Source organism: Immundisolibacter cernigliae, assembly GCF_001697225.1.
In the GTDB taxonomy this organism is placed as follows: domain Bacteria; phylum Pseudomonadota; class Gammaproteobacteria; order Immundisolibacterales; family Immundisolibacteraceae; genus Immundisolibacter; species Immundisolibacter cernigliae.
Genome location: NZ_CP014671.1, coordinates 623,580 through 643,778 on the forward strand (window position 1 = coordinate 623,580; position 20,199 = coordinate 643,778).

Consider the following 20,199-nt stretch of genomic DNA (forward strand, 5'->3'; position numbering starts at 1 on the left):
GCTGCGGCGGGCGATCATCACGCTAGTGAAAATCGCGCGATTCGACCGACAGCGAGCCGAGCAGCCGCGACTGGTCCTCGATCCGGTAAGCCACGACGTGGATCACGCCCTGCCCCGCCTGCACCTGGCCGCGCACCAGCATCAGCGAGGCACCCAGGATGGCCTCGCGCTGTGCCTGCAGCACCTTGGGCCAGACGATGAGGTTCACGGTGCCGGTTTCGTCCTCCAGGGTGACGAAAACCACGCCCGAGGCCGTGCCCGGCCGCTGGCGATGGGTGACGATGCCGGCAACCTGCACGACCTTCCCGTCCGGCACGCCGGCAAGACCTTCGGCAGTCGTCACGCGTAGGCGCTGCAGGCGCGGCCGCAGCAGCGACAACGGATGCCGGCCCAGGGTCAGCCCCAGGCTGCGGTAGTCGGCGGCGATGTCCTGCCCCTCGCGCGGCGCCGGCAGCGACACGGGCGACTCCACCAGCGCCTGGCCGACCAGCAGACCCTGCCCGCGCTGCGTGCCGGCGGCCTGCCAGCGCGCGCCGTGGCGGTGGCCGGCCAGACTCGCCAGGGCGCCCGCCTCGGCCAGTGCGTCGAGTGCCCGCCGGCCAAGACCCGCGCGTGCTGTCAGATCCTCCATGCTCGCAAACGGCCCCGCGGCGCGCGCAGCCGGCACGCGTCTGCCCTCGCCCTCGGGCAGGCCGCGCACCTGGCGCAGGCCCAGCCGGACCTCGGGCGCGCCATCGGCGCCCGCCTCGAGCGTGCAATCCCAGTCGCTGTGGCAGACATCGACGGCCCGAAAGCGCACGCCGGCGCGGCGGGCTTCGTGAATCAGCTGTGCCGGCGCGTAGAAGCCCAGCGGCTGCGAATTGAGCAGCGCGGCGCAGAAGGCCGCCGGTTCGTGGCACTTGAGCCAGCACGAGGCGTAGGTCAGCAGCGCGAAGCTCGCGGCATGACTCATCGGGAAACCGTAGCTGCCAAAGCCCAGGATCTGCTGGTAGATGGCCTCGGCAAATCCGGCCTCGTAGCCGCGCGCGGCCATGCCCCGCAGCAGCTTGTCGCGGAACTGCTCGAGCCCGCCCTTGCGCTGCCAGGCGGCCATCGAGCGGCGCACCTGGTCGGCCTCGCCGGGCGAGAAGCCGGCGGCCAGGATGGCGATCGACATCACCTGTTCCTGGAACAGCGGCACGCCCAGCGTGGGCGCGAGCACTTTTTCGAGTTCCGGACCCGGGTAGTGCACGGGCTCCAGCCCCTGCCGGCGCCGCAGGTAGGGATGCACCATGTTTCCCTGGATCGGCCCGGGGCGCACGATGGCCACCTCGATCACCAGGTCCCAGAACGTGGCCGGCTTCAGGCGCGGCAGCATCGACATCTGGGCGCGGCTTTCGATCTGGAACACGCCGGTGGTCTCGCCGCGGCCAATCATGGCGTAGGTGGCCGGATCCTCGGCCGGAATGTCCTGCAGGCGAAATTCCCGGCCCCGCCAGGCGCCGACCATCTGCAGGCAGCGCCGGATCGCCGACAGCATGCCCAGCGCCAGCACGTCCACCTTGAGCAGGCCGACCGCGTCCAGGTCGTCCTTGTCCCATTGGATCACCGTGCGCTGCGCCATGGCCGCGTTTTCCACCGGCACCAGCTCGGACAGTGGCCGCTGGGAAATGACGAAACCGCCGACGTGCTGCGACAGATGCCGCGGCATGCCGATCAGCTCGCCGGCCAGGGCCAGCAGCTGGCGCACCAGCAGGCCGTCCGGCGCGAAGCCCTGTTTCTGCAGCTGCCCGACCAGCGCGGCAGGGTCGTCCCACCAAGCCAGGGAGCGGCTGATGGCATCCACCTGCTGCACCGACAGGCCCAGCACCTTGCCCACCTCGCGCAGCGCGCCGCGCGTGCGGTAGCACTGCACGGTGCAGGTCAGGGCGGCGCGCTGGCGGCCGTATTTTTCGTAGATGTGCTGGATGACCTCCTCGCGCCGCTGGTGCTCGAAGTCGATGTCGATGTCCGGCGGCTCGTTGCGCTCGCGCGAGATGAAGCGCTCGAACAGCAGGTTCATGCGCGCCGGATCGACCTCGGTGACGCCCAGCAGGTAGCAGACGGCGGAATTGGCGGCCGAGCCGCGGCCCTGGCACAGGATGCCGCGGCTGCGGGCGAAGGCGACCAGCTCCTCGACGGTCAGAAAATAGTGCTCGTAGCCCAGTTCGCTGATCAGGGCCAGTTCCTTCTGGGCCAGCGCACGCACCGCCGGCGGGCAGCCGTCTGGGTAGCGGCGTCGCATGCCGGCTTTGGTCAGGGCGCGCAGGTGCGCGGCGGCGGTCCTGCCCGGCGGCACCACCTCCTCGGGGTACTGGTAACGCAGCTGGTCCAGGCGAAAGGTGCAGCGTTCGGCGATGGCCAGCGTCTCGCGCAGCAGCGCGGCCGGGTACAGCTTTTGCAGCGCGGCGATCTCGCGCAGATGTCGCTCGCCGTTGGCAAACAGCGGCGCCGCCGGGTCGCGGATGTGCGTGTGGGCGCGGATGCAGGCCAGCACGTCCTGCAAGGCCTTGCGCTGGCGCACGTGCATGTACACGTCGCCGCTGGCCACCAGCGGTCGGCCGAGGTGTTTGCCAAGCGCGATCAGCGCCGCGTGGCGCGCGCGATCCTGCGGATGCAGCAGGCGCTCGAAGGCCAGCCACAGGCGCTCGCCGAAACGCTCGGCCAGGGCGCTCGCCTCGCCGCGCAGGCGGGCTTCGTCAAAGCCCTGCGCCGGCCACTGCGGCAGCCACAGCGCCAGCAGCCGGTCAGTGCCGGCATCCAGATCATCCAGCGCGAGGCGGTAATGGCCCTTGGCGCTGCGCCGGCGCGCCCGGGTGATCAGGCCGCACAGCTGCGCGTAGGCCGCGTTGTCGGGCGCCAGCACCACCAGCCGCGGGCCGTCCTCGAGTTGCAGTTCGCTGCCGATGATCAGCGGCAGGCCCAGCGGCCTGGCCGCCTCCCAGGCGCGCACGATGCCGGCCAGCGAGCACTCGTCGGTAATGGCCAGCGCCCGGTAGCCGAGCGCATGGGCCTGCGCCACCAGCTCGCGCGGGTGCGAGGCGCCGCGCTGGAAGGAGAAGTTCGACAGGCAGTGCAGCTCGGCATAGCCGGGCGGTTGACGCGCTGCCGGGCTCACTGCCACAGGCCGTGCAGGTAAAAGGCGCCGTCGTGCAGGTCCCGATACACCCAGCACAGGCGCCCGGCCCGGTCCTGCGCCATGAAGTAATCGCGCGCCGCCGCCTCGCCCTCCCACCAGCCCAGCTCGATGCGCTCGGGCGCGCCGAGCAGGCGCGCCGGCGTCAGGCGCTGCGGCTGCGCCAGCAGCCACGGCGGGCGCGGCGGGTGATGCGAGCCGGGCACCGCCGCCGGCCCGGCATCGGCCATGGCCGCCTCCGGGCGCCGGTCCGGACTGACCGCGATCTGGCGCACGGCGTCGCTACCCAGCCGCGCCGCCAGGCGTTCGCGCAGTTCCAGCAGGCGCTGGCCCAGCAGCGCGCTGCTGCCGAAAAGATCGTCCTGGAGCGCCGCGGCCGGCTCGAAACGGTCCGCTTCGAGGCGCAGTTCGAGAATGCCGTGCGCCAGCGTGATGCGCTCCAGCCGCTCGCGCACCACCCGCAGCAGGCGCGCCGGATCGCGCGTGGGCGACATCAGGCCGATCGGCTGCGCGCTCGCCCGCCGACGGCTGCCCCGCAGGCGCAGCACGAAATTCTGGACGGCGCCGTCGCGGGCGCGCAGGTAGGCCGCGAACTCGCCCAGCATCATCTTGAGCGGGAACAGCAGCGCCTCAGTGCTGGCGACCGGGTCGCCGAACTCGAAGCGGCGGCGGTAGCGCGCCGCCGGCACGAACGCCTCCCAGGCCTCCGGGGCACGACCCAGCAGCCGCTCCAGCGCCAGCATGGCCGTGCCCCCCAGACGCCGGCCGAGCGCATCGGTCGGCAGCGCGAGCACCTCGCCGATGCGTCGCAGGCCGGCACCGGTCAGCAGACGCAGCGCCGGATCCTCGAACGGCAGCAGCCCCAGCGGCAGCCCGCCGATGGCGCCGGCGATGTCGCCGGTTTCGCGCACCGGCTGCTGCAAACCGCCATCGGCACGTGCCAGCAGCAGGCTGCAGCCGAGCGTCGGGGCGACGCCAAACTGCACCCGATACGCCGGCAGGTCCGCCAGCAAGGCGCCGACCAGCCCGCTCCAGCCGCCAAACAGGTGCGCGCTCGGCCCAACCTGTACCCACACCGCCTGCCGCTGCGGGCACACGGTGACCGGCGTGCCGAAGCGGTACAGCCAGCAGGCCAGGCCGTTCAGGGCCGCGCGCTCGGCCGCCGGCCGGCGGCTCAGGGCCAGCAACTCCGGCACCCGCGCCACGGCGGCGGGCAGCGCCATGCCGGGGTGCAAGCCGCGCCGCGCCGCCTCGGCGTTCAGGCCGTGCAGCCAGCGGCCGCGGCCGGTCTGTTCGCAGACCGCCGCCGGGCGATCCGGCGCCAGCGTCAGAACCTGGCCCAGGGCCTCCAGCGGCAGGTCGGGAAACAGGGCGCAGATCCACGGCATGGCGACCGGCCGCTGCTCACGCCGCCACCGGCAGGTCGCCGCAGCGGTGCAGCAGGCCGTGACCGGCCGGCCCGCCGCGGCACTTGAGAACCTCCACCCGCAGCTGGGCATCGTGGGCCGGCGCCACCGTTAGGCGCACCGCCGCATGGCTGTGGCCGTCGGCGCGACCGGCGCGACCGGCGCGAAAACAGAACGCCAGGCACTGCGCGGCATCCGCGGCCAGCTGCAGGCGCCGCTCGGCCGTGCCATCGAGCGCCCCCCAGCAGGCCAGCGCGGCGAACAGGCCGCTGCGGGCGATCTGCTCCGCCGCCCACTGCGCCTGCCCGGCATCCTGCGGCCGCACCCACAGCAGATGCTGCAGATCGACGCCGCGCGAGGCGAGTGCCGGCGCATACGGCAGGTAAGGCGGATCAATCAGCGCCACCGCGCGCCCGGCCGCGGTGAACGCAGCCAGCGCCGGGATGATCAGCGAGAAACCCAGGCCCGCTTCGGTGCCGATGATCTGCGTCAGCGCCCCGACCGGCCAGCCACCCAGCAGCGCCCGGTCGAGGGCCTCGATGCGCGTGCTGGCCACCGCGGCCGCCGGCCGCGGGCAGTCGCCGCGCCAGACGCCCGGAATCTGCAGGGCCGTCGCCTTCACGGGCCGGTCGCCGGCCGGATCAGCCCGGCATGGACGCCGATCAGGCGCAGTCCGGCCGTGGCCGGATCGTAGACCTGCGGCGCAAAGGCAACCTGATCGTCATGCTCGGAGACCAGCACCACCTGGCCGGCGCGGCGCGTGTAGCGCTTCAGCGTCAGGCGCGGGTCGCCGGTTTGCGGGTCGGGCACCAGCGCCGCGACCACCGCGCCCGGCGGCGGGTCCGGGTCCTCGCGCACGCCGACCAGATCATTCGGCAGCACGCCGATGTTCCGCATCGACCAGCCCTGCACCCGAAACAGCCAGTCCGGGCGCGGGCGAAACAGCGCCGGATCGACCGCCAGCCACTCCTCCACATGATCGCCCGCCATGATCGGCTGGCCGGCGGCGATGCGGCCGATCAGCGGCAGCTGCACGCGCGAAGGCGCCGCTGCCAGCCGCAGCCCGCGGCTGACGCCCGCAACCTTGTGCAGCGCGCCACGCTGAACCAGCTTTTCGATCAACTCCGCCGCCGCGCGCACCGAGCAGCCCAGGCCCTGCGCCAGTTCGCGCACGGTCGGCGTGGCGCCGTGGCGCTCGAAATGGCGCTCGATGGCCTGCAGCGCGGCGGCCTGGCGGGGTGGCAAGGGGGCGGGTGCTGTCGTCATGGCTACACAAATGTATAGCCCCTCGCCCGGCCGTGCAATCGGCTGGCCTAGCCGGTGCAGGAGCCCGGCTGCGCCGGGCGATCCTCATGCCGCAAGGCAATCACCGCGCAGCCAGGCTGCGTCTACCCCGGCTCCCTTCAGCCCTGCGCCGCTGTGCGCCGGACCAGCACCTGACCGAAGCCGAGGCCGATGCCCAGCAGCGCGGCGGCGCCAAGGGCGATTGCCGGTCCGCTGCCGACATGCGCGGACAACCAGCCGGTCAGGGTCACGCCAGCCGCCTGCCCCAGGAAAAAGCTCGCCGCGAAGATCGACACCGCCGCACCGCGCACCCGCGGTGCCATCTGCGTGGCATTCACCTGCAGCGTGTTGTGCAGCATGTAAAAGCCGAGTCCGGCCAGCAGGCTGCCGACGATGCCGAAAATCCACGACGGCGCCGCGGCGATCGCGCCCAGCCCCAGGCACAGGAACACGGCGCCGGCGCGCGCCAGCCCCGCCTCACCGAGCCCCCTGACCAGGCGCCGCGCCCCCAGCGCGTACACCAGCCCGCCGGCGCCAAACACCATCACCAGTGAGCCGGCAACGGTCAGCGACACGCCGATCTGGTGATGTAGGTGCGCGGCCATGAAGGCCAGCGGCCCGAACAGGAAGCTGCCTTCCAGGAACACGATCAGCAGCAGAATCTGCGCCCAGCGCCCGCCGAGCACCTCGCGAAAATCACCCAGCGTGCGCCCCAGCGAGCTTGCCACGGCGCTGCCGGCTCGCCCGCTGGAGCCCGGCGGCAGGCGCTGCAAACCGACGAACAGCTGCGCGCCCACGATGCCGTAAAGCCCGGCCAGCACGAAATACGGCACCCGCCAGCCCAGGTGGTCGGCGGCCACGCCGCCCAGCCACACGCCGGCCGCAAGCCCCGTGATCTGCCCGATCAGGAAGCGCGCCAGCACCGGCTGGCGGCGCTCGTAAGGCACCACATCGCCGAGCCAGGCGATCGACAGCGGGATGATCGCCGCCGCCAGCATGCCGGCCAGCACCCGCGCCGCGCGCAGCTGCCCGAAATCGCCGGCAAAGGCACACGCCAGCGAGGCCAGCGCACAGGCCAGCACCGCCCAGGCCACCACCCGGTACTTGCCGAAGCGATCGCCGACCGGCCCCCACAGCACCTGCGAGGCGCCATAGGCCAGGGCATAGAAGCTGACCACCTGCGCGGTGGTGGCCAGCGGCACGCCGAAGATCTGCGCAAGCTGCGGCAGCAGGGCGTCGTTGACGCGCATCGCCATCGCGCTCGCGCCGGCGGCCAGCGACAGGCAGACGATGGCCAGCAAGGGCGGCGATCCGGTATCGGGCGCCGGGGAATCATTCATTGATACGGGCAGTCCTGTTGGCGGGCCGGTGCGCCCGGATCTTGTGAGTGCCTGCCACCCGGAGACCTTGTGGGAGTGCAGCTTTGCTGCGCGATGATCGCCCGGCACAGCCGGGCTCCCACAATTTTCCGGTAGGCGCCTGTCTGCGCCGCGGGAAACGCTCGATACCGTCAGCGTTTCCTCAACCACCGGCGCCGAACGAAAACCCGAAGCTGCCCAGCCGCCCGTAGTCGGCATGAAACACGTCACCCGGCGTCACCGCCAGGGCGCGCGTGAAGGAGCCGGCCAGGATGACCTGTCCGGCTTCCAGCGCCACGCCGTGGCGGGCGAAGCGGCGCGCCAGCCAGGCGATGCCGGCCGCCGGGTGACCCAGCACGCCGGCGGCAAGGCCGGTCTCCTCGATCACGCCGTTGCGGTACAGCACGGCGCCGGCCCAGCGCAGGTCGATGCCCTCCGGCCGCACCGGCCGCCCGCCCAGCACCACGCCGGCGCTGGCGGCGTTGTCGGCGATGGTGTCGAGCACGCCGCGCCGCTGGCCGGTTTCGGCATCCACCCGCTCGGTGCGGGCGTCGATGATCTCGATTGCCGGCTGCACGTACTCGGTGGCGCGCAGCACGTCGGTGATCGACACCGTCTCGCCGGACAGCGGCGCGCCCAGCACGAAGGCCAGTTCCACCTCGACCATCGGCACGATGAAGCGGTCGCCGGGAATCACCTCGCCGTCGCCGAAGAACATGTCGTCCAGCAGCGTGCCGTAGTCCGGCTCGCTGATGTCGAAGGCCTGCTGCATGGCGCGCGAGGTCAGACCGATCTTGCGGCCCAGCACGCGCCGCCCGGCCTTGGCCTTGTGCGCCATCCAGGCGGCCTGGATGGCGTAGCTGTCGTCGATGTCGAGGTCAGGAAACTCACGCCGCAGCTGCCGGCGCGGCCGACGAGCCTGCTCGGCAGCCTCCAGTTCGGCGGCGATGCGCTGCACCGCCGCCTCATCCAGCGTCCGCGCCATCGCCTCAGCCGCCGAAGTGCTTGACGATCAGCGGGTACATGGCGTCCCAGCGCTGGGTCTGCGCCCAGTGGCCGCAGCGGTCCAGCACCACCAGCTCGGCCTGCTGCAGGTGCTTCAGGAAGTACAGGCTGGTGTCCAGCGGCACGATGCGATCCTGGCGGCCGTGCACCAGCAGCACCGGGTGCGGCAGGCGCCCGAGCTGGGCTTCCGGCACGGTCAGGTCGTTCATGCCGGCGGCCTGCGCCTGGAACAGCAGGTTGGTCATCTCGCGCGTCTTGGGGTCCATGGCCACCGCGTAGCGCTGCTTGATGATCTCGTCCAGGCCCGGCACGGCGGCCGGATCATGCACGAAGCTCTCGATCACTTCCTTGTAGCGGGCCGGCCGTGGATCCTTGTAGAACTCCAGCAGGCGCTTCATTTCCCAGCTGTATTCGAACGGCGCGCCGATGGCTCCCATCAGCAGCACCTTGTCGAAGCGCTGCGGCGCCTGCACCAGCGCGTGCAGGGTCAGGGCGCCACCCATGGAATTGCCGACCACGTGGGCGCGCTCGACGCCCAGCGTGTCCATCAGCCCCAGCACCTGCTCCACGCGGTGCCCGATCCAGCCCAGAATGTGGGTCGGCAGCTCGGCCGGCAGCTCGGTCTGGCCAAAGCCGACCAGGTCCGGGGCGATCACGTAGTAATGCTTGGCCAGGTCCGGCGCGCAGCGCAGCCAGTTGGAGGCCGCCGTGGCGCCGGGACCGGCGCCGTGCAGCAGGATGGCCGGCGGATTCTTGGGGTCACCGGCCAGCAGCACGTGGCTGGCGATGGCGCCGGACGGGATCTTTTTTTCGACGACGGATGTACTCACGGGAAACTCCTGATGGCGACAAGAAAAAGCGTGCGCGCCGGCCGGCGCAGGGCGGCAATGATAGCCGCGCCCCTCGCCCCGCCGCTGACGCGACCGGCCAGCGCTGCATGAGGGCGCAGGATCCACCCGCCCGCACCGGCCTGCTGCGTCGCTGGGCGCTGTATGACTTCGCCAACAGCGCGTTCCCGACCGTCATCGAGACCTTCGTCTTCGCGGCCTATTTCACGCGCCAGGTGGCGCCGGATGCCATCACCGGCGCCGCCCTGTGGGGCCTGGCGGTGGGTCTGGCCGGACTGGCGGTGGCGCTGCTGGGGCCGGTGGTCGGGGCGATTGCCGATCACGGTGGCGGGCAGCGGCGCTGGCTGACCGCCACCACGGCGCTGTGCGTGCTGCCGACCGCGGCGCTGTGGTGGGTGATGCCGCACTCGCCGCACCTGATCGGCGCCCTGCTGCTGGTCGGTCTGGCGACCATCGGCATGGAGCTGGCCAGCGTGTTCTACAACGCGCTGTTGCCGCGCCTGGCGCCGGCCGAGCGCATCGGCCGCTGGTCCGGCTGGGGCTGGGGACTGGGCTATGCCGGCGGGCTGCTGTGCCTGCTGCTGGCGCTGTTCGGTTTTGTGCGGGAAGGGGCCTGGTTCCCGTTGCCGCGCGCCGATGCCAGCCACGTGCGGGCCACCTTCGTGCTGGCGGCGGTGTGGTTTGGCCTGTTCGCGCTGCCGCTGCTGACCGCCCGCCTGCCGGGGCGGGACGCGGCCGCAGGTCGCTTCGAGCTGAAGGCCAGCCTCGGCGATCTTTGGCACACCCTGCGCGGGCTGCCGCGGCAGGGGCCGCTGCTGCGCTTTCTGGTCGCGCGCATGCTTTATACCGATGGCCTGGCCACGCTGTTTGCGTTTGGCGGCGTGTACGCCGCCGGCACCTTTGCGATGACCGAAACCCAGGTGCTGGCCTTCGGCATCGGGCTGAACGTGACGGCCGGCCTGGGCGCGGTGGGCTTTGCCCACCTCGACGACCGCATCGGCAGCCGCAACACCATCGTCATCGCCCTGCTGGCCCTGCTGCTGGCCGGCGCCGGCACGCTGCTGGCGCAGTCGGCAACGGCATTCTGGGTGGCCGGGCTGGCGCTGGGTATCTTCGTCGGGCCGGCGCAGGCGGCCAGCCGCTCGCTGCTGGCGCGCATGGCGCCACCCGAACAGCGCAATCAGCTGTTCGGGTTGTTCACGCTGTCCGGCAAGGCGACGGCCTTCCTGGGGCCGCTGCTGGTCGGCGCCGTGACGCTGTGGTCGGGCAGCCAGCGCGTCGGCATGACGGTGATTCTGGGTCTGTGGCTGGCCGGGCTGGCGCTGCTGCTCACGGTGCCGGCGGACCGGCCAAACGCGCGCGAATAAGTCCCGCCACCGCCTCACGCAGCGCACGCGCAGCGCGCTCGTGCGGCTGACCGGGACCCGGTCCGGCCAGCAGTTCGGTGGCCCTGATCGGCGCGCCGATGTGTACGCTGATCCGCCCCGCCTGCGGCCAGCGTCGGTGTATCGGCCAGGCCCGGTAGGCGCCTTCGATGTACACCGGCAGCACCGGCACATCGGTGTGTTCCAGCAGCAGGCCGATGCCGGGCAGGAACGGCTCCAGCGCGCCCGTCCTGGAACGGGCGCCTTCCGGAAACCACACCAGCGCATTGCCGGCGCGCAGCGCCGCGAGGCCAAAGGCGAGACTCGACAACGCGCGCCGCTCGGAGTCCATCGGCAACACCCGCGCCAGGCGCGAGATCGCCCGCATCAGCGGACTTCCCAGCATGATGCCGGTCCAGCCGGCCCAGCACAGCTCGCGCAGCCCGCGCCGGCCGAGCGCGGCGCCCAGCGCCGGGGCATCGAGGTAACTGCCGTGATTGGGTGCCAGCAGAAACGGCCCGCTCGCCGGCAGGTGCTCGCGGCCGGTCACGCGCAGCCGAAAAAACACGCGCATCAGCAGCCAGGTCAGCCCCAGCAGCGCGGCCCGCAGCGGCATGAGCCACACCGGCACGGGCCTGAGCCAGCGGCGCTGCTGGGCATCCAGCGCCGCCAGCGGGTCGTCCAGTAGCGTGGCCGGCGGCGCCGTGTCGGCCAGACTCACCTCGCGCAGCAGGTCGCGCACGGTGGCAATGCGGGCGATGGCGTCCTCGGACAACTGGGCGCCGCTGCGGGCGGCGATGTCCATGCCCAGGTTCAGCCAGCCCAGCGAGTCGAGCCCAAGGTCGAGCTGCACGTGGCTGTCCGGCGTCAGCGGCCGGTCCGGGTAGCGCTCGTGCAGGAAATCCCACACCGCCCGCGCCCGCGGATCGCGCAGCAGCGCCTGATCGGCCGCGGCGAGCGGCGCCGCATCCGGCGGCGGGCCGCCGGCCGCCTGGCGCGCCTGTCGATAGCGCTCGGCCAGCAGGTGGCGGCGCAGCTTGCCCAGCGCAGTGCGCGCCAGCGGCTCGAAAGTGAGGGCGAATTCCACCACCCGCTGGTAACTGGGCAGTTGCCGCGACTGCTCGGCCACCGCCTCGCGCAGCGCCGCTTCGGTGGCCGGCTGCTGCGGCACCAGCAAGGCCACCAGCCGCCGATCCACCTGCAGCACCGCCGCCTCGGCAATCAGCGGATGGGCCTGGTAGACCGCCTCCACTTCCTCCGGCTGGATGTTCTTGCCGCTCTCGGTGACGATCAGCGTCGAGGCGCGGCCGAGCACCTCCAGACACCCGTCCTCGTCCAGCCGCCCGAGGTCGCCGGTGCGAAACCAGCCGTCGGCCGTGAACGCCTGCCGGTTGGCCTGCGGCAGGTCGAAATAGCCGCCAAACACGCCCGGGCCGCGTACCTCGATGGCACCGGCGCCGGCCGGCAGGTCTTCCTCGCCCGCCTCCGGCGCCGCCAGGCGCAGCTCGGTGCCCGGCACGGCGCGCCCGGCGCTGCCCGAGCGGCACTGGCCCGGCATGCGCAGCGTGAGCAAGGGCGAGGTTTCGGTAAGACCGTAGCCGACCGCCACCTGCCAGCCCAGCGCCGTCAGCGCGGCGTCGAGATCAGCATCCAGCGCCGCCCCGCCGCAGGCCAGCAGGCGCAGCTGCGGCGCCATCTGCCGGTGCAGCGGCGCCAGCAGCCGGCGCGCCACACCGGCGCCAAGCCGCGGTGCGGACCAGCGGGCGGCCGCCCGCAAGCCGCCCAGCAAGTGCCGCGAAACGGGTGGCAAGCCGGCCACGCGCCCGTCGATGCCCTCCAGCAGCGCCCGGTACAGCCGCGGCACGCCGATCAGCACGCTGGCGCGGCCCTCGCGCAGGGCCTGCATGATCTGCGCGCCGGTGGTGGCGCCCGGCAGCAGCAGCGTCACGCCGGCCACGATCGGCAGCAGCAGGCCGATCACGAACGGATATACGTGGTGCATGGGCAGCGGCAGCAGCACCCGGTCGCCCGGCCGGGCCAGATCCAGCGCCGCCACGGTGCGCAGCTGATACAGCAGATTGGCGTGACTGAGCGGCACGCCCTTGGGCGGCCCGGTGGTGCCGGAGGTGTAGAACATCACCGCCGGGCTGGCCGGGTCGATGCCTGCGTCGGCCGGCACGGTGGGCACCGGGTCGGACTCGGCCAAGCCATCGACCAGCAACACCGGCGCGCCACAACCGGCACAGCGCGGCGCGTGCTCGGCATCGGTCAGCACCAGCACCGGCGCCGCGTCGGTGAGCACGTGCTGCAGGGTGTCGTCCGGGCTGTGGGCGTCCAGCGGCAGCAGCACGCCACCGGCGCGCAGCACCGCCAGCGCACCGATCGCCCACGGCAGGCCGCTTTCGGCCAGCAGCAGCACCCGCCCGCCGCGGCTCACGCCATGCGCCCGCAGGCGCGCCGCGGCGGCTTCGAGGCGCTGCGCCAGCTCGCGATAGCTGAGCGCCTGCTCGCCGGCGGCGGCAAACCAGCGCAGCGCCGGTGCGTCGCCGAATCCGTCCAGGCCCCGCAACAGGGTGGCAAGATCCGGCGCCGGGGCTATCTGCACGCTCAAGGCATCCTCCTTCGTGTGACCGTTGCCCGCAGGCCGCCGCGTACCATACACCGCCCCCCTTTCGTATCACGGAGCATCGACCGTGGCAGCACCGCGCATAGGAATTGCGCTCGGCAGTGGCGCCGCCCGCGGCTGGGCGCACATCGGCGTGCTGAAAGCGCTGACGGCGGCTGGCATCGAGGTGGCGGTGGTGTGCGGCAGCTCCATCGGTGCCGTGATTGGCGCCGCGTACGCCGCCGGCCGACTGCCTGAAATCGAAGCCTTTGCCCGCGGCCTGAACTGGCGCGCCATCCTCGGCCAGCTCGACCTGCGCCCGGCCGGCGGCGGCCTGTTTGCCGGCGAGCGCGTTTCCCGCACCCTGATCGATCTGATCGGTCACGCCGCCATCGAGACACTCGGCCTGCGCTACGGTGCCGTGGCGACGGAACTGGGCACTGGGCGCGAGGTGTGGCTGCGGGAGGGCGACCTTGGCGTCGCCATCCGCGCCTCGATGGCCCTGCCCGGCGTCCTGGCGCCGGTGGAACTCGACGGCCAGTGGTTGCTCGACGGCGGCCTGGTCAATCCGGTGCCGGTGTCCCTGTGCCGGGCCATGGGGGCGGAACTGGTGCTGGCAGTCAATCTGAACGGCGGCATCGCCGGACGGCGCAGAGCGCAGCCCATGACCGATGTGGTGCCCGTCGACGATGGCACCGACAGCCGCAGCCTGGGTGCCCTGCTGCGCGGCGGCGCCAGCACGCTGCTGGCGCAATTGCTGCGACAGGACCGTCAGCAACCGGGTTACTTCGACGTGCTGGTCGGCGCCGTCAACATCATGCAGGACCAGATCACCCGCACCCGCCTGGCCGGCGATCCGCCCGACATCCTGGTACAGCCGCGTCTGGCCCTGATCGGCGTGATGGAATTCAACCGCGCCGCGGAGACCATAGCCGCCGGCGAGACGGCCATGCAGGCGCTGCTGCCGGCGCTGCTCGGACTGCTGGGCGAGGCTCAATGAGCCTGCCCTCCCACGCCTGCCGCCGCCCAGTCGCTGGCTGACCCGTGGGAGCGGCGCCCTCGTCGCGAATCCCCCGCCCGGCAGATTCGGCCCGGGGCGGGCCTCCCACAACGGATTGCCTCAGCCGATGATGCTGTCGGCCCAGGCCTGCGCGGCATCCAGATCGTCCCCGAGCACCAGCACGTGACCGAGCTTGCGACCCGGCCGCGGCGCCTTGCCATACAGATGCAGTCGCGCACCCGGGTGGGCCAGGATGTGCGCCAGCGGCGGCGCATCGTCGGCCCACAGATCGCCCAGCAGGTTCAGCATCAGCGCCGGGCGCGGCTGGGCCGGATCGCCCAGCGGCAGGCCGCAGATGGCCCGCAGATGCTGCTCGAACTGCGAGGTGACGCAGCCACCCAGGGTGTAGTGGCCGGAGTTGTGCGTGCGCGGGGCGATTTCGTTGATCAGCAGCTCGCCGTCCGGCAACAGGAACATCTCCACCGCCATCACGCCCACGTGACCGAGCGCGTCCGCCACCGCGGCGCCCAGCTCCCGCGCCCGCCGAGCCACCGCCGGCGCCACCCGCGCCGGGGCGCGCGTGATGTGCAGCACGTGATGGCGGTGCTCGTTCTCGGCCACCGGATAGCAGGCGATGTCGCCGTCGTGGCCGCGCGCCAGAATGACCGAGATTTCCCGCTCGTAAGCGACCCACGCTTCCAGCACCGCCGGCCGCTGGCCGAGCGCCGCCCAGGCCGCGGCCGGATCGTCGCTCATGCCGATGCGCGCCTGGCCCTTGCCGTCGTAGCCCTCGGTGCGCGTCTTGAGTACCGCCGGCCGGCCGACTGCGGTCAGCGCCTGCTGCAAGGACGACACATCGTCCACCCGCGCATAGGCGGTCTGCGGCAGGCGGTGGCGGCTCAGGAACTCGCGCTGGCGCAGGCGGTCCTGCACCGTGGCCAGCAATGCGGCGTTCGGATGCACCGGACGCAGGGTCTCGATCTGCGCCAGCACCGCCGCCGGCACGTGCTCGGTCTCGATGGTCAGCACGTCGCAGTGGGCAGCCAGCGCGAGTGCCGCGTCCACATCGTCCAGCGGCGCGCAGCTCAGCTCGGCAAACGGCGCCGCGCAGGCCTCAGGATCGGGATCGAGCGCGCGCACCCGGTACCCCATGCGACGCGCCTCCATGGCCAGCATGCGGCCAAGCTGGCCGCCGCCCAGCACGCCGATGGTGGCGCCCGGCAGCAGCATCACGGCTCCAGGGAGTCGGCCAGCACGGCCGCCGTCTGGCGGGCGCGGTAATCATCCAGGCGCGCCGCCAGGTCCACGTCGTGCAAAGCCAGGATGGCCGCCGCGAGCAAGGCCGCGTTGACCGCCCCGGCCTCGCCGATGGCCAGCGTGCCGACCGGAATGCCGCGCGGCATCTGCACGATCGACAGCAGCGAATCGACACCCTGCAGGGCGCGCGACTGCACCGGCACGCCCAGCACCGGCAGACGCGTCTTGGCAGCCGTCATGCCGGGCAGATGGGCCGCCCCGCCGGCCCCGGCGATGATGACCTCGATGCCCCGTCCGGCCGCCTGCTGGGCGTACTCGAACAGCAGATCCGGCGTGCGGTGGGCGGACACCACCCGGCACTCGTGGGCGATGCCCAGCGCCGTCAGCGTGTCGCTGGCATGGCGCAGGGTGTCCCAGTCGCTGCGCGACCCCATGATGACGCCGACCCGCGGCCCCGCGCCGTGTTCCTGCTGCATGGTCCCCCCCGGGCGGGCGGGCCGCCGGAAAAAAGCGCCGGATGGTACACCACCCCAGTCGGCCATCGGTGGCCGCGCGACAGCTCGCGATGAGCGCCTGCTGGGCGTCATCTTAAGTACCGGGCCTCGATCTGATAGGTCGCGGTCGCTCGAATTCCTGCGTCCCCCAGCCAGCGGCCGATGGCTTCATGGGCCACAGAATCGAGCCCACCCCGTCGCCCGGAACTTTTGCCGGGTTATGCGGATCGTAACTAGTGCTATAGGCTCGGGCTGCTCCAAAGCAGACCCGAAGACGCACGCACTCAACCAGGTAAATTTCATGGACCAGAAAACGAAATCCGAAGCCACTTCAGCGCCCGAGGCACGGGTCACCGATCGCGCGGCCCAGGCGGCGCATGAAACCGTCGACCGCGTGGCCGAACATGCCCGTTCGGCAGAGGATCGTCTGCGCGAGTCGGCCAGCCATGCCAGCGAGCAAGCGCGCGCCAGCGCTGAGCAGGCGCGCGAGCGCGGACGCGAGTACGCAGACACCGTACAGGGTTTCGTACGTGCCCGCCCCCTCACGGCGCTCGGAATCGCCTTTGCCGCCGGATGCCTGATCGCTCATTTAGGACGGCGCTGACAGGGGGAGACGGGTGGACGTCTCCCCGCCCCCTTTGGTTGATTCCGAAGCTGGCGTGGGCGAGAGCCTGCGCGAGACGCTGCGCGTCACCCGCAGCTACCTGATCGAGCTGCTCGAACTGGTGGCTGTGGAGGCGCGGCTGAACCTCGTTACGCTCCTGCTCGCCTGGATCCTTGCGGTCGCGATCGCGTTGCTTGCAGTGACTGCCTGGCTGGCGCTGGTCGCGGCAATGGTGGTCATGACCGTACGCGCAGGCGCGGACTGGCCGGCTGCGCTCCTCGGGGCGGCCGCATTCAATGGGCTGCTGTGCATGGCGCTGGTGATTTATGTCCGGCGCCTGATGCGGGCCGTGGGGTTTGACGCCACGCGCGAGAGCCTCGCGCCAGCATCACAGAACCTGCCCACATGATCGGTCTGACCGCCGCCCGGGCGCATCGCGACGCGCAGCGGCTCAGGACGCAGCAGGCGCGGTATCGCGTGCAGTGGTGGCAGGCGCAGACCCGCGCGGCTGCGCTGCGTGCCGCCACTTCCCCAATGGCATTGTTGGCAGCGGGCATCTGCGGATGGTGGTTCGGCAAGCGCTCCATGCGCGCCCCGGCGCGCGGCGAAGCAAGGGCGCGAGTCAACTGGCGATCGATCCGTAAAGTGTGGCTACAGATACTGCCCCTGTGGACATTGCTGCGCGGTCTGCAGAGGATCCTGGGTAATGCCCCCATGCACCGCGGCGAGATTGGGACACCGCAAGGCCAAACCCACCCGAATGCGTCGGCCACGCGTTCCGGCTCCGCATACCGTGACGGCGAGATGGATGGCCTGTGACGCCTGATGCGGAAAGCCGATAAAGCCATGCAGTTCCGTTGGAATGACGCAGGAAGCCCAACAGATTCAACCGACCGAAAGACACGCTTGCGAAGCCCGCGCGTTTTGCACACCACCCAAGCATCACGACAGAAAGCGCCCCGTCGGGCTGCTTGCCGACGGCAACCTTGTATTCCGGGTATTCCGGTATTCCCGGTGTACACGATGTTGGGCTGGCCCGACCGCCCGCCAGCCGGGCACCCTGTACCGTCCTGACGTGCAACACCCTGGAGCCGCACCATGACGTCCAATCATCGACAACCACCCGCGTGGCTGGAACAGGCGCGCAACGACCCGGCCGCCGTATTCGCCGGCCCGGAAGACGTCGCCCGCAACGACGCGTTGACCATGAACGAGAAGGTCGAGGTGCTGCGCGCCTGGGAGCTGGAAGCCCTGGAACTGGCAGAAGCCGAAACGGAAGGCATGCCGGGATCGGCAAACGGTCTGCTGCAACGGATTCTGGCCACGCTGACCGAACTCACCGGCGGCTCGGGCAAGGGCGGGCCGGCCTCCGGCTAGGCCGCGCGGGCGCAATAAGCGCCAGGTTACAGCCGGCAACCTTTGTGCTCCGGTATTCGCGGGGTAAACGATGTTGGGCTTCCTGCGTCAGCCCAACCAGCCCTAGTTGACATATTCATATGTGATATACCAATTTTCATCGATCTTTTTGAACCCCCTCTGGTATGGCTGCAACTCATTCGGCCTTACATCGAGTGAGGTGAACTGCGGCTCTAGTTCTTTCTCCGAATAGACATAGCCTTTCTGATGACTTGAATAACCACGCCCGCTTGGGAAAAGCATGATCCCTTGTGAAATCGGGTCAATACCAATACCATCAATTCTTGCTTTTTCTAGAATATCTAAACAAGCGGTACTGGATTGTTCTTTTTCGCTCCGCCATAGAATGCCGCTTTTTTTGACATTGCAATCAATCCCCGAGACAAGCGCAGTGAAATATTCCTTTTTGCTCTCGTAGAGGCTCCTCATCTCAGCATCGGTCTGTGGTCCGGAACAGCCTGCAAAGGCCACAAGGTAAATCATGGGAGCGAAACGCATGAGTTCGCTTGCAACATAACGCCTGAATTAAGCCGACCTGCGAAGCGGGTTCGGCTTGAATGAATTGTTAGGTTGCTCCGGCCGCAGGCGGCTTGGTGTCAATGGCAGTGCCATGATCAACCAACGGCAGCAACTCTTTGACCTGCTCAACGGAGTAACCCTCCAAATGCACGATCCGCTTGTCATGAAGGGTGAGGATGACCTTGCGGCTGGCGCGTGCTTTGAGCCAAGCAACGAGCACAGCAGCGATGGGGCCAGCAACCGCAGCAGTTTGCGCAACAGCGATCATGGTGCCAGCAGCCATGACCTGACCAGGCGGGGCTCTTAGCTCCTCGTAAGCAACGCCGGCCCCGTCAAGTGCCTGGATAAACGATTCTCGACTGTCCTTGAAGAGAGCTATACGCACGATGATGTCTCCAGAGCAACCTAACATTGAGTATCTGGAAATCTTCCGCGTTTAAACACGGAAGATTTCCGCATATCCCGCACGACCCTTGCCAGGTGAGTCTATGCCGGATCGGGCAACCCTTGGACCAAAAAATCGTCGTTTAACAATCACTTGAAAACTCCATCGCTGCTATTCCACGCCCCCCCGGTACAAGCCGGACGCCACGCGATTCTGGAACATTTCCGTATAGCCCGCGTGGCCTCTCGAACCCGCCTTTATCCAGCGCAAGGGCGAAGGCGTCGGCGGCCGGCAAGCCCTGTTCGAGCGTGGGTCGCAGCGTAGCGCCGTTTTTCCGAGTTTTCCAACGCTCAACTGACCGCCCTCCCGCCACCAAAAAAGCCATCCGGATCAAGCTCCGCCTTGAGTCGCCGCTCGATGGCCGCCTGCGCCGCCGAACGCCGGGGCACCGTCAGCAGATGCGCGGCAGCAGTTCCCCGGCCGGCATGTCCAGCGATCGGTCGATACCGTAGCGGCTGCGCAGGGTCACCTGCCCGCCGGGGCCGCGCACGGTGCCGATTCGCGCTGCCTGTTCGCCGCCCGGCGCGCTGCGCAGCAGGTCGAGCGCGGCCTGCGCCTGCGCCGCCGGCACGAAGGCCACCAGCCGGCCCTCGCAGGCCACGTGCAGCGGGTCGAAGCCGAGCAGCTCGCAGGCCGCCGCCACCGGCGGCGCCACCGGCACCGCCGCCTCGTCGAGCAGGACATCGACCCCGGCCTGGCGGGCAATCTCGACCAGCGCGCTGGCCAGGCCGCCGCGGGTGGGGTCGCGCAGGCAGTGCAGGTCCAGGCCGGCATCGAGCATGGCAGCCACCGCGGGCCACAGTGGCTGGCAGTCGGACTCGATGGTCGTCTCGAACTGCAAACCCTCGCGCCGGGCCATCACGGCGATGCCGTGCCGGCCGATGTCGCCGCTGACCAGCACGGCGTCGCCCGCGCGTACCCGGCCCGGATGAATGCTCACTCCGGCCGGTACCGCACCGATGCCGGCGGTGTTGATGTACACGCCGTCCGCCCGGCCGCGCTCCACCACCTTGGTGTCGCCGGTCACGATGCGGACGCCGGCTGCCTCGGCGGTCTGCCGCAGCGAGGACAACACCTGCCACAGCGTGTGCATCGGCAGGCCTTCTTCCAGAATCAGCGACACCGACAGCGCCCGCGCCCGTGCGCCGGCCATCGCCAGGTCGTTGACCGTGCCGCATACGGCCAGAGTCCCGATGTCGCCGCCCGGGAAAAACAGGGGCCGCACCACGTAGCTGTCGGTGGTGAAGGCAAGTCGGCCGGCAGCGCCCGTCAGCAGTTCGTCCAGACGCGCCGCATCGTGCAGCGACTGCCCGGCACACACCCCCAGCGTCGGCAGGATCAGCCCGTCCAGCAGCCGCTGCATCAACCGCCCGCCGCCGCCATGGGCCAGCAGCACGACCGGATACTCGTCCAGCGGCAGCGGGCAGGCGCCGTCCATGC

19 protein-coding genes are annotated in these 20,199 nt (G+C 70.6%); 6 read left to right on the forward strand and 13 right to left on the reverse strand.

The genetic code is table 11. From position 1 onward, the window contains the following. Positions 1 to 22: 22 nt before the first annotated feature. From PG2T_RS02955 to PG2T_RS02985, 7 genes are all read right to left on the reverse strand, one after another. Positions 23 to 3,136, reverse strand: a complete 3,114-nt coding sequence (locus tag PG2T_RS02955) for an error-prone DNA polymerase (protein ID WP_068802756.1) — start codon at positions 3,134 to 3,136, stop codon at positions 23 to 25. Beyond that, positions 3,133 to 4,542, reverse strand: coding sequence for a Y-family DNA polymerase (locus PG2T_RS02960; protein WP_068802757.1), 1,410 nt, complete (start codon positions 4,540 to 4,542; stop codon positions 3,133 to 3,135). The genes PG2T_RS02955 and PG2T_RS02960 overlap by 4 nt, the downstream gene beginning before the upstream one ends. A 16-nt stretch (positions 4,543 to 4,558) precedes the next feature. Then, on the reverse strand, positions 4,559 to 5,182 hold the full coding sequence (imuA, locus tag PG2T_RS02965; protein ID WP_068802758.1) for a translesion DNA synthesis-associated protein ImuA: 624 nt from the start codon (positions 5,180 to 5,182) through the stop codon (positions 4,559 to 4,561). Further along, positions 5,179 to 5,826, reverse strand: a complete 648-nt coding sequence (locus PG2T_RS02970) for a LexA family protein (RefSeq protein ID WP_068802759.1) — start codon at positions 5,824 to 5,826, stop codon at positions 5,179 to 5,181. Before PG2T_RS02970 ends, imuA begins: the two co-directional genes overlap by 4 nt. Positions 5,827 to 5,963: 137 nt before the next feature. Beyond that, positions 5,964 to 7,184, reverse strand: coding sequence for an MFS transporter (locus PG2T_RS02975; RefSeq protein WP_068802760.1), 1,221 nt, complete (start codon positions 7,182 to 7,184; stop codon positions 5,964 to 5,966). Positions 7,185 to 7,365: 181 nt separating this feature from the next. Continuing rightward, positions 7,366 to 8,187 carry a 2-oxo-hept-4-ene-1,7-dioate hydratase gene (gene hpaH, locus PG2T_RS02980; protein WP_068802761.1) on the reverse strand — a complete coding sequence of 274 codons (822 nt, stop codon included), beginning with the start codon at positions 8,185 to 8,187 and terminating at the stop codon, positions 7,366 to 7,368. Between the two features lie 4 nt (positions 8,188 to 8,191). Then, positions 8,192 to 9,037 (reverse strand): alpha/beta fold hydrolase, encoded by an 846-nt coding sequence (locus tag PG2T_RS02985; protein WP_068802762.1) that lies wholly within the window; start codon positions 9,035 to 9,037, stop codon positions 8,192 to 8,194. Between the two features lie 107 nt (positions 9,038 to 9,144). Between PG2T_RS02985 and PG2T_RS02990 the strand changes: the two genes are divergently transcribed. Continuing rightward, positions 9,145 to 10,422 (forward strand): MFS transporter, encoded by a 1,278-nt coding sequence (locus PG2T_RS02990; protein WP_068802763.1) that lies wholly within the window; start codon positions 9,145 to 9,147, stop codon positions 10,420 to 10,422. Here the strand turns inward: PG2T_RS02990 and PG2T_RS02995 are convergent. Further along, positions 10,385 to 13,024: an AMP-binding protein gene (locus tag PG2T_RS02995; RefSeq protein WP_236953323.1), complete on the reverse strand. Its 2,640-nt coding sequence runs from the start codon at positions 13,022 to 13,024 to the stop codon at positions 10,385 to 10,387. The genes PG2T_RS02990 and PG2T_RS02995 overlap by 38 nt on opposite strands. An 88-nt stretch (positions 13,025 to 13,112) precedes the next feature. Here PG2T_RS02995 and PG2T_RS03000 point away from each other — a divergent pair, with 88 nt between their 5' ends. Continuing rightward, a complete protein-coding gene (locus tag PG2T_RS03000) occupies positions 13,113 to 14,024 on the forward strand; it encodes a patatin-like phospholipase family protein (RefSeq protein ID WP_068802764.1) in 912 nt (303 codons plus the stop codon). A gap of 120 nt (positions 14,025 to 14,144) precedes the next feature. On the opposite strand, the gene PG2T_RS03005 is transcribed toward PG2T_RS03000, so the two are convergent. Together PG2T_RS03005 and purE are read right to left on the reverse strand one after the other, a co-directional pair. Further along, positions 14,145 to 15,254 (reverse strand): 5-(carboxyamino)imidazole ribonucleotide synthase, encoded by a 1,110-nt coding sequence (locus PG2T_RS03005; RefSeq protein ID WP_068802765.1) that lies wholly within the window; start codon positions 15,252 to 15,254, stop codon positions 14,145 to 14,147. Beyond that, entirely contained in the window at positions 15,254 to 15,757 is a 504-nt protein-coding gene (gene purE / locus PG2T_RS03010; protein WP_068802766.1) for a 5-(carboxyamino)imidazole ribonucleotide mutase, read from the reverse strand. Before purE ends, PG2T_RS03005 begins: the two co-directional genes overlap by 1 nt. 319 nt (positions 15,758 to 16,076) lie before the next feature. On the opposite strand from purE, the gene PG2T_RS15325 reads away from it, so the two are divergent. From PG2T_RS15325 to PG2T_RS03030, 4 genes are all read left to right on the forward strand, one after another. Then, the gene (locus PG2T_RS15325) at positions 16,077 to 16,379 is read left to right on the forward strand and encodes an ElaB/YgaM/YqjD family protein (protein WP_075968126.1); all 303 of its coding nucleotides are present in this window, start codon (positions 16,077 to 16,079) and stop codon (positions 16,377 to 16,379) included. 55 nt (positions 16,380 to 16,434) lie between these two features. Further along, the gene (locus PG2T_RS03020) at positions 16,435 to 16,788 is read left to right on the forward strand and encodes a hypothetical protein (RefSeq protein WP_145930976.1); all 354 of its coding nucleotides are present in this window, start codon (positions 16,435 to 16,437) and stop codon (positions 16,786 to 16,788) included. Next, positions 16,785 to 17,198 (forward strand): hypothetical protein, encoded by a 414-nt coding sequence (locus PG2T_RS03025; protein WP_068802769.1) that lies wholly within the window; start codon positions 16,785 to 16,787, stop codon positions 17,196 to 17,198. Before PG2T_RS03020 ends, PG2T_RS03025 begins: the two co-directional genes overlap by 4 nt. Positions 17,199 to 17,477: 279 nt before the next feature. Continuing rightward, positions 17,478 to 17,756: a hypothetical protein gene (locus tag PG2T_RS03030; RefSeq protein ID WP_068802770.1), complete on the forward strand. Its 279-nt coding sequence runs from the start codon at positions 17,478 to 17,480 to the stop codon at positions 17,754 to 17,756. A gap of 102 nt (positions 17,757 to 17,858) precedes the next feature. Here PG2T_RS03030 and PG2T_RS15965 read toward each other — a convergent pair whose 3' ends face one another. From PG2T_RS15965 to hypE, 3 genes are all read right to left on the reverse strand, one after another. Continuing rightward, the gene (locus PG2T_RS15965) at positions 17,859 to 18,278 is read right to left on the reverse strand and encodes a hypothetical protein (protein WP_145930977.1); all 420 of its coding nucleotides are present in this window, start codon (positions 18,276 to 18,278) and stop codon (positions 17,859 to 17,861) included. A gap of 82 nt (positions 18,279 to 18,360) precedes the next feature. Beyond that, positions 18,361 to 18,699, reverse strand: coding sequence for an effector-associated constant component EACC1 (locus tag PG2T_RS03035; RefSeq protein ID WP_068802771.1), 339 nt, complete (start codon positions 18,697 to 18,699; stop codon positions 18,361 to 18,363). A 451-nt stretch (positions 18,700 to 19,150) separates the two neighbouring features. Then, positions 19,151 to 20,197 (reverse strand): hydrogenase expression/formation protein HypE, encoded by a 1,047-nt coding sequence (hypE, locus tag PG2T_RS03040; RefSeq protein ID WP_068802772.1) that lies wholly within the window; start codon positions 20,195 to 20,197, stop codon positions 19,151 to 19,153. Positions 20,198 to 20,199 lie beyond the last annotated feature (2 nt).

Bases quoted from the DNA above. Each gene is read 5' to 3' on its own strand.
- PG2T_RS02960 (WP_068802757.1), bottom strand. From the start codon at position 4,542: ATGCCGTGGATCTGCGCCCTGTTTCCCGACCTGCCGCTGGAGGCCCTG.
- PG2T_RS02970 (WP_068802759.1), bottom strand. From the start codon at position 5,826: ATGACGACAGCACCCGCCCCCTTGCCACCCCGCCAGGCCGCCGCGCTG.
- PG2T_RS02975 (WP_068802760.1), bottom strand. From the start codon at position 7,184: ATGAATGATTCCCCGGCGCCCGATACCGGATCGCCGCCCTTGCTGGCC.
- hpaH (WP_068802761.1), bottom strand. From the start codon at position 8,187: ATGGCGCGGACGCTGGATGAGGCGGCGGTGCAGCGCATCGCCGCCGAA.
- PG2T_RS02990 (WP_068802763.1), top strand. From the start codon at position 9,145: ATGAGGGCGCAGGATCCACCCGCCCGCACCGGCCTGCTGCGTCGCTGG.
- PG2T_RS03005 (WP_068802765.1), bottom strand. From the start codon at position 15,254: ATGCTGCTGCCGGGCGCCACCATCGGCGTGCTGGGCGGCGGCCAGCTT.
- purE (WP_068802766.1), bottom strand. From the start codon at position 15,757: ATGCAGCAGGAACACGGCGCGGGGCCGCGGGTCGGCGTCATCATGGGG.
- PG2T_RS15325 (WP_075968126.1), top strand. From the start codon at position 16,077: ATGGACCAGAAAACGAAATCCGAAGCCACTTCAGCGCCCGAGGCACGG.
- PG2T_RS03025 (WP_068802769.1), top strand. From the start codon at position 16,785: ATGATCGGTCTGACCGCCGCCCGGGCGCATCGCGACGCGCAGCGGCTC.
- PG2T_RS03030 (WP_068802770.1), top strand. From the start codon at position 17,478: ATGACGTCCAATCATCGACAACCACCCGCGTGGCTGGAACAGGCGCGC.
- PG2T_RS15965 (WP_145930977.1), bottom strand. From the start codon at position 18,278: ATGATTTACCTTGTGGCCTTTGCAGGCTGTTCCGGACCACAGACCGAT.
- hypE (WP_068802772.1), bottom strand. From the start codon at position 20,197: ATGGACGGCGCCTGCCCGCTGCCGCTGGACGAGTATCCGGTCGTGCTG.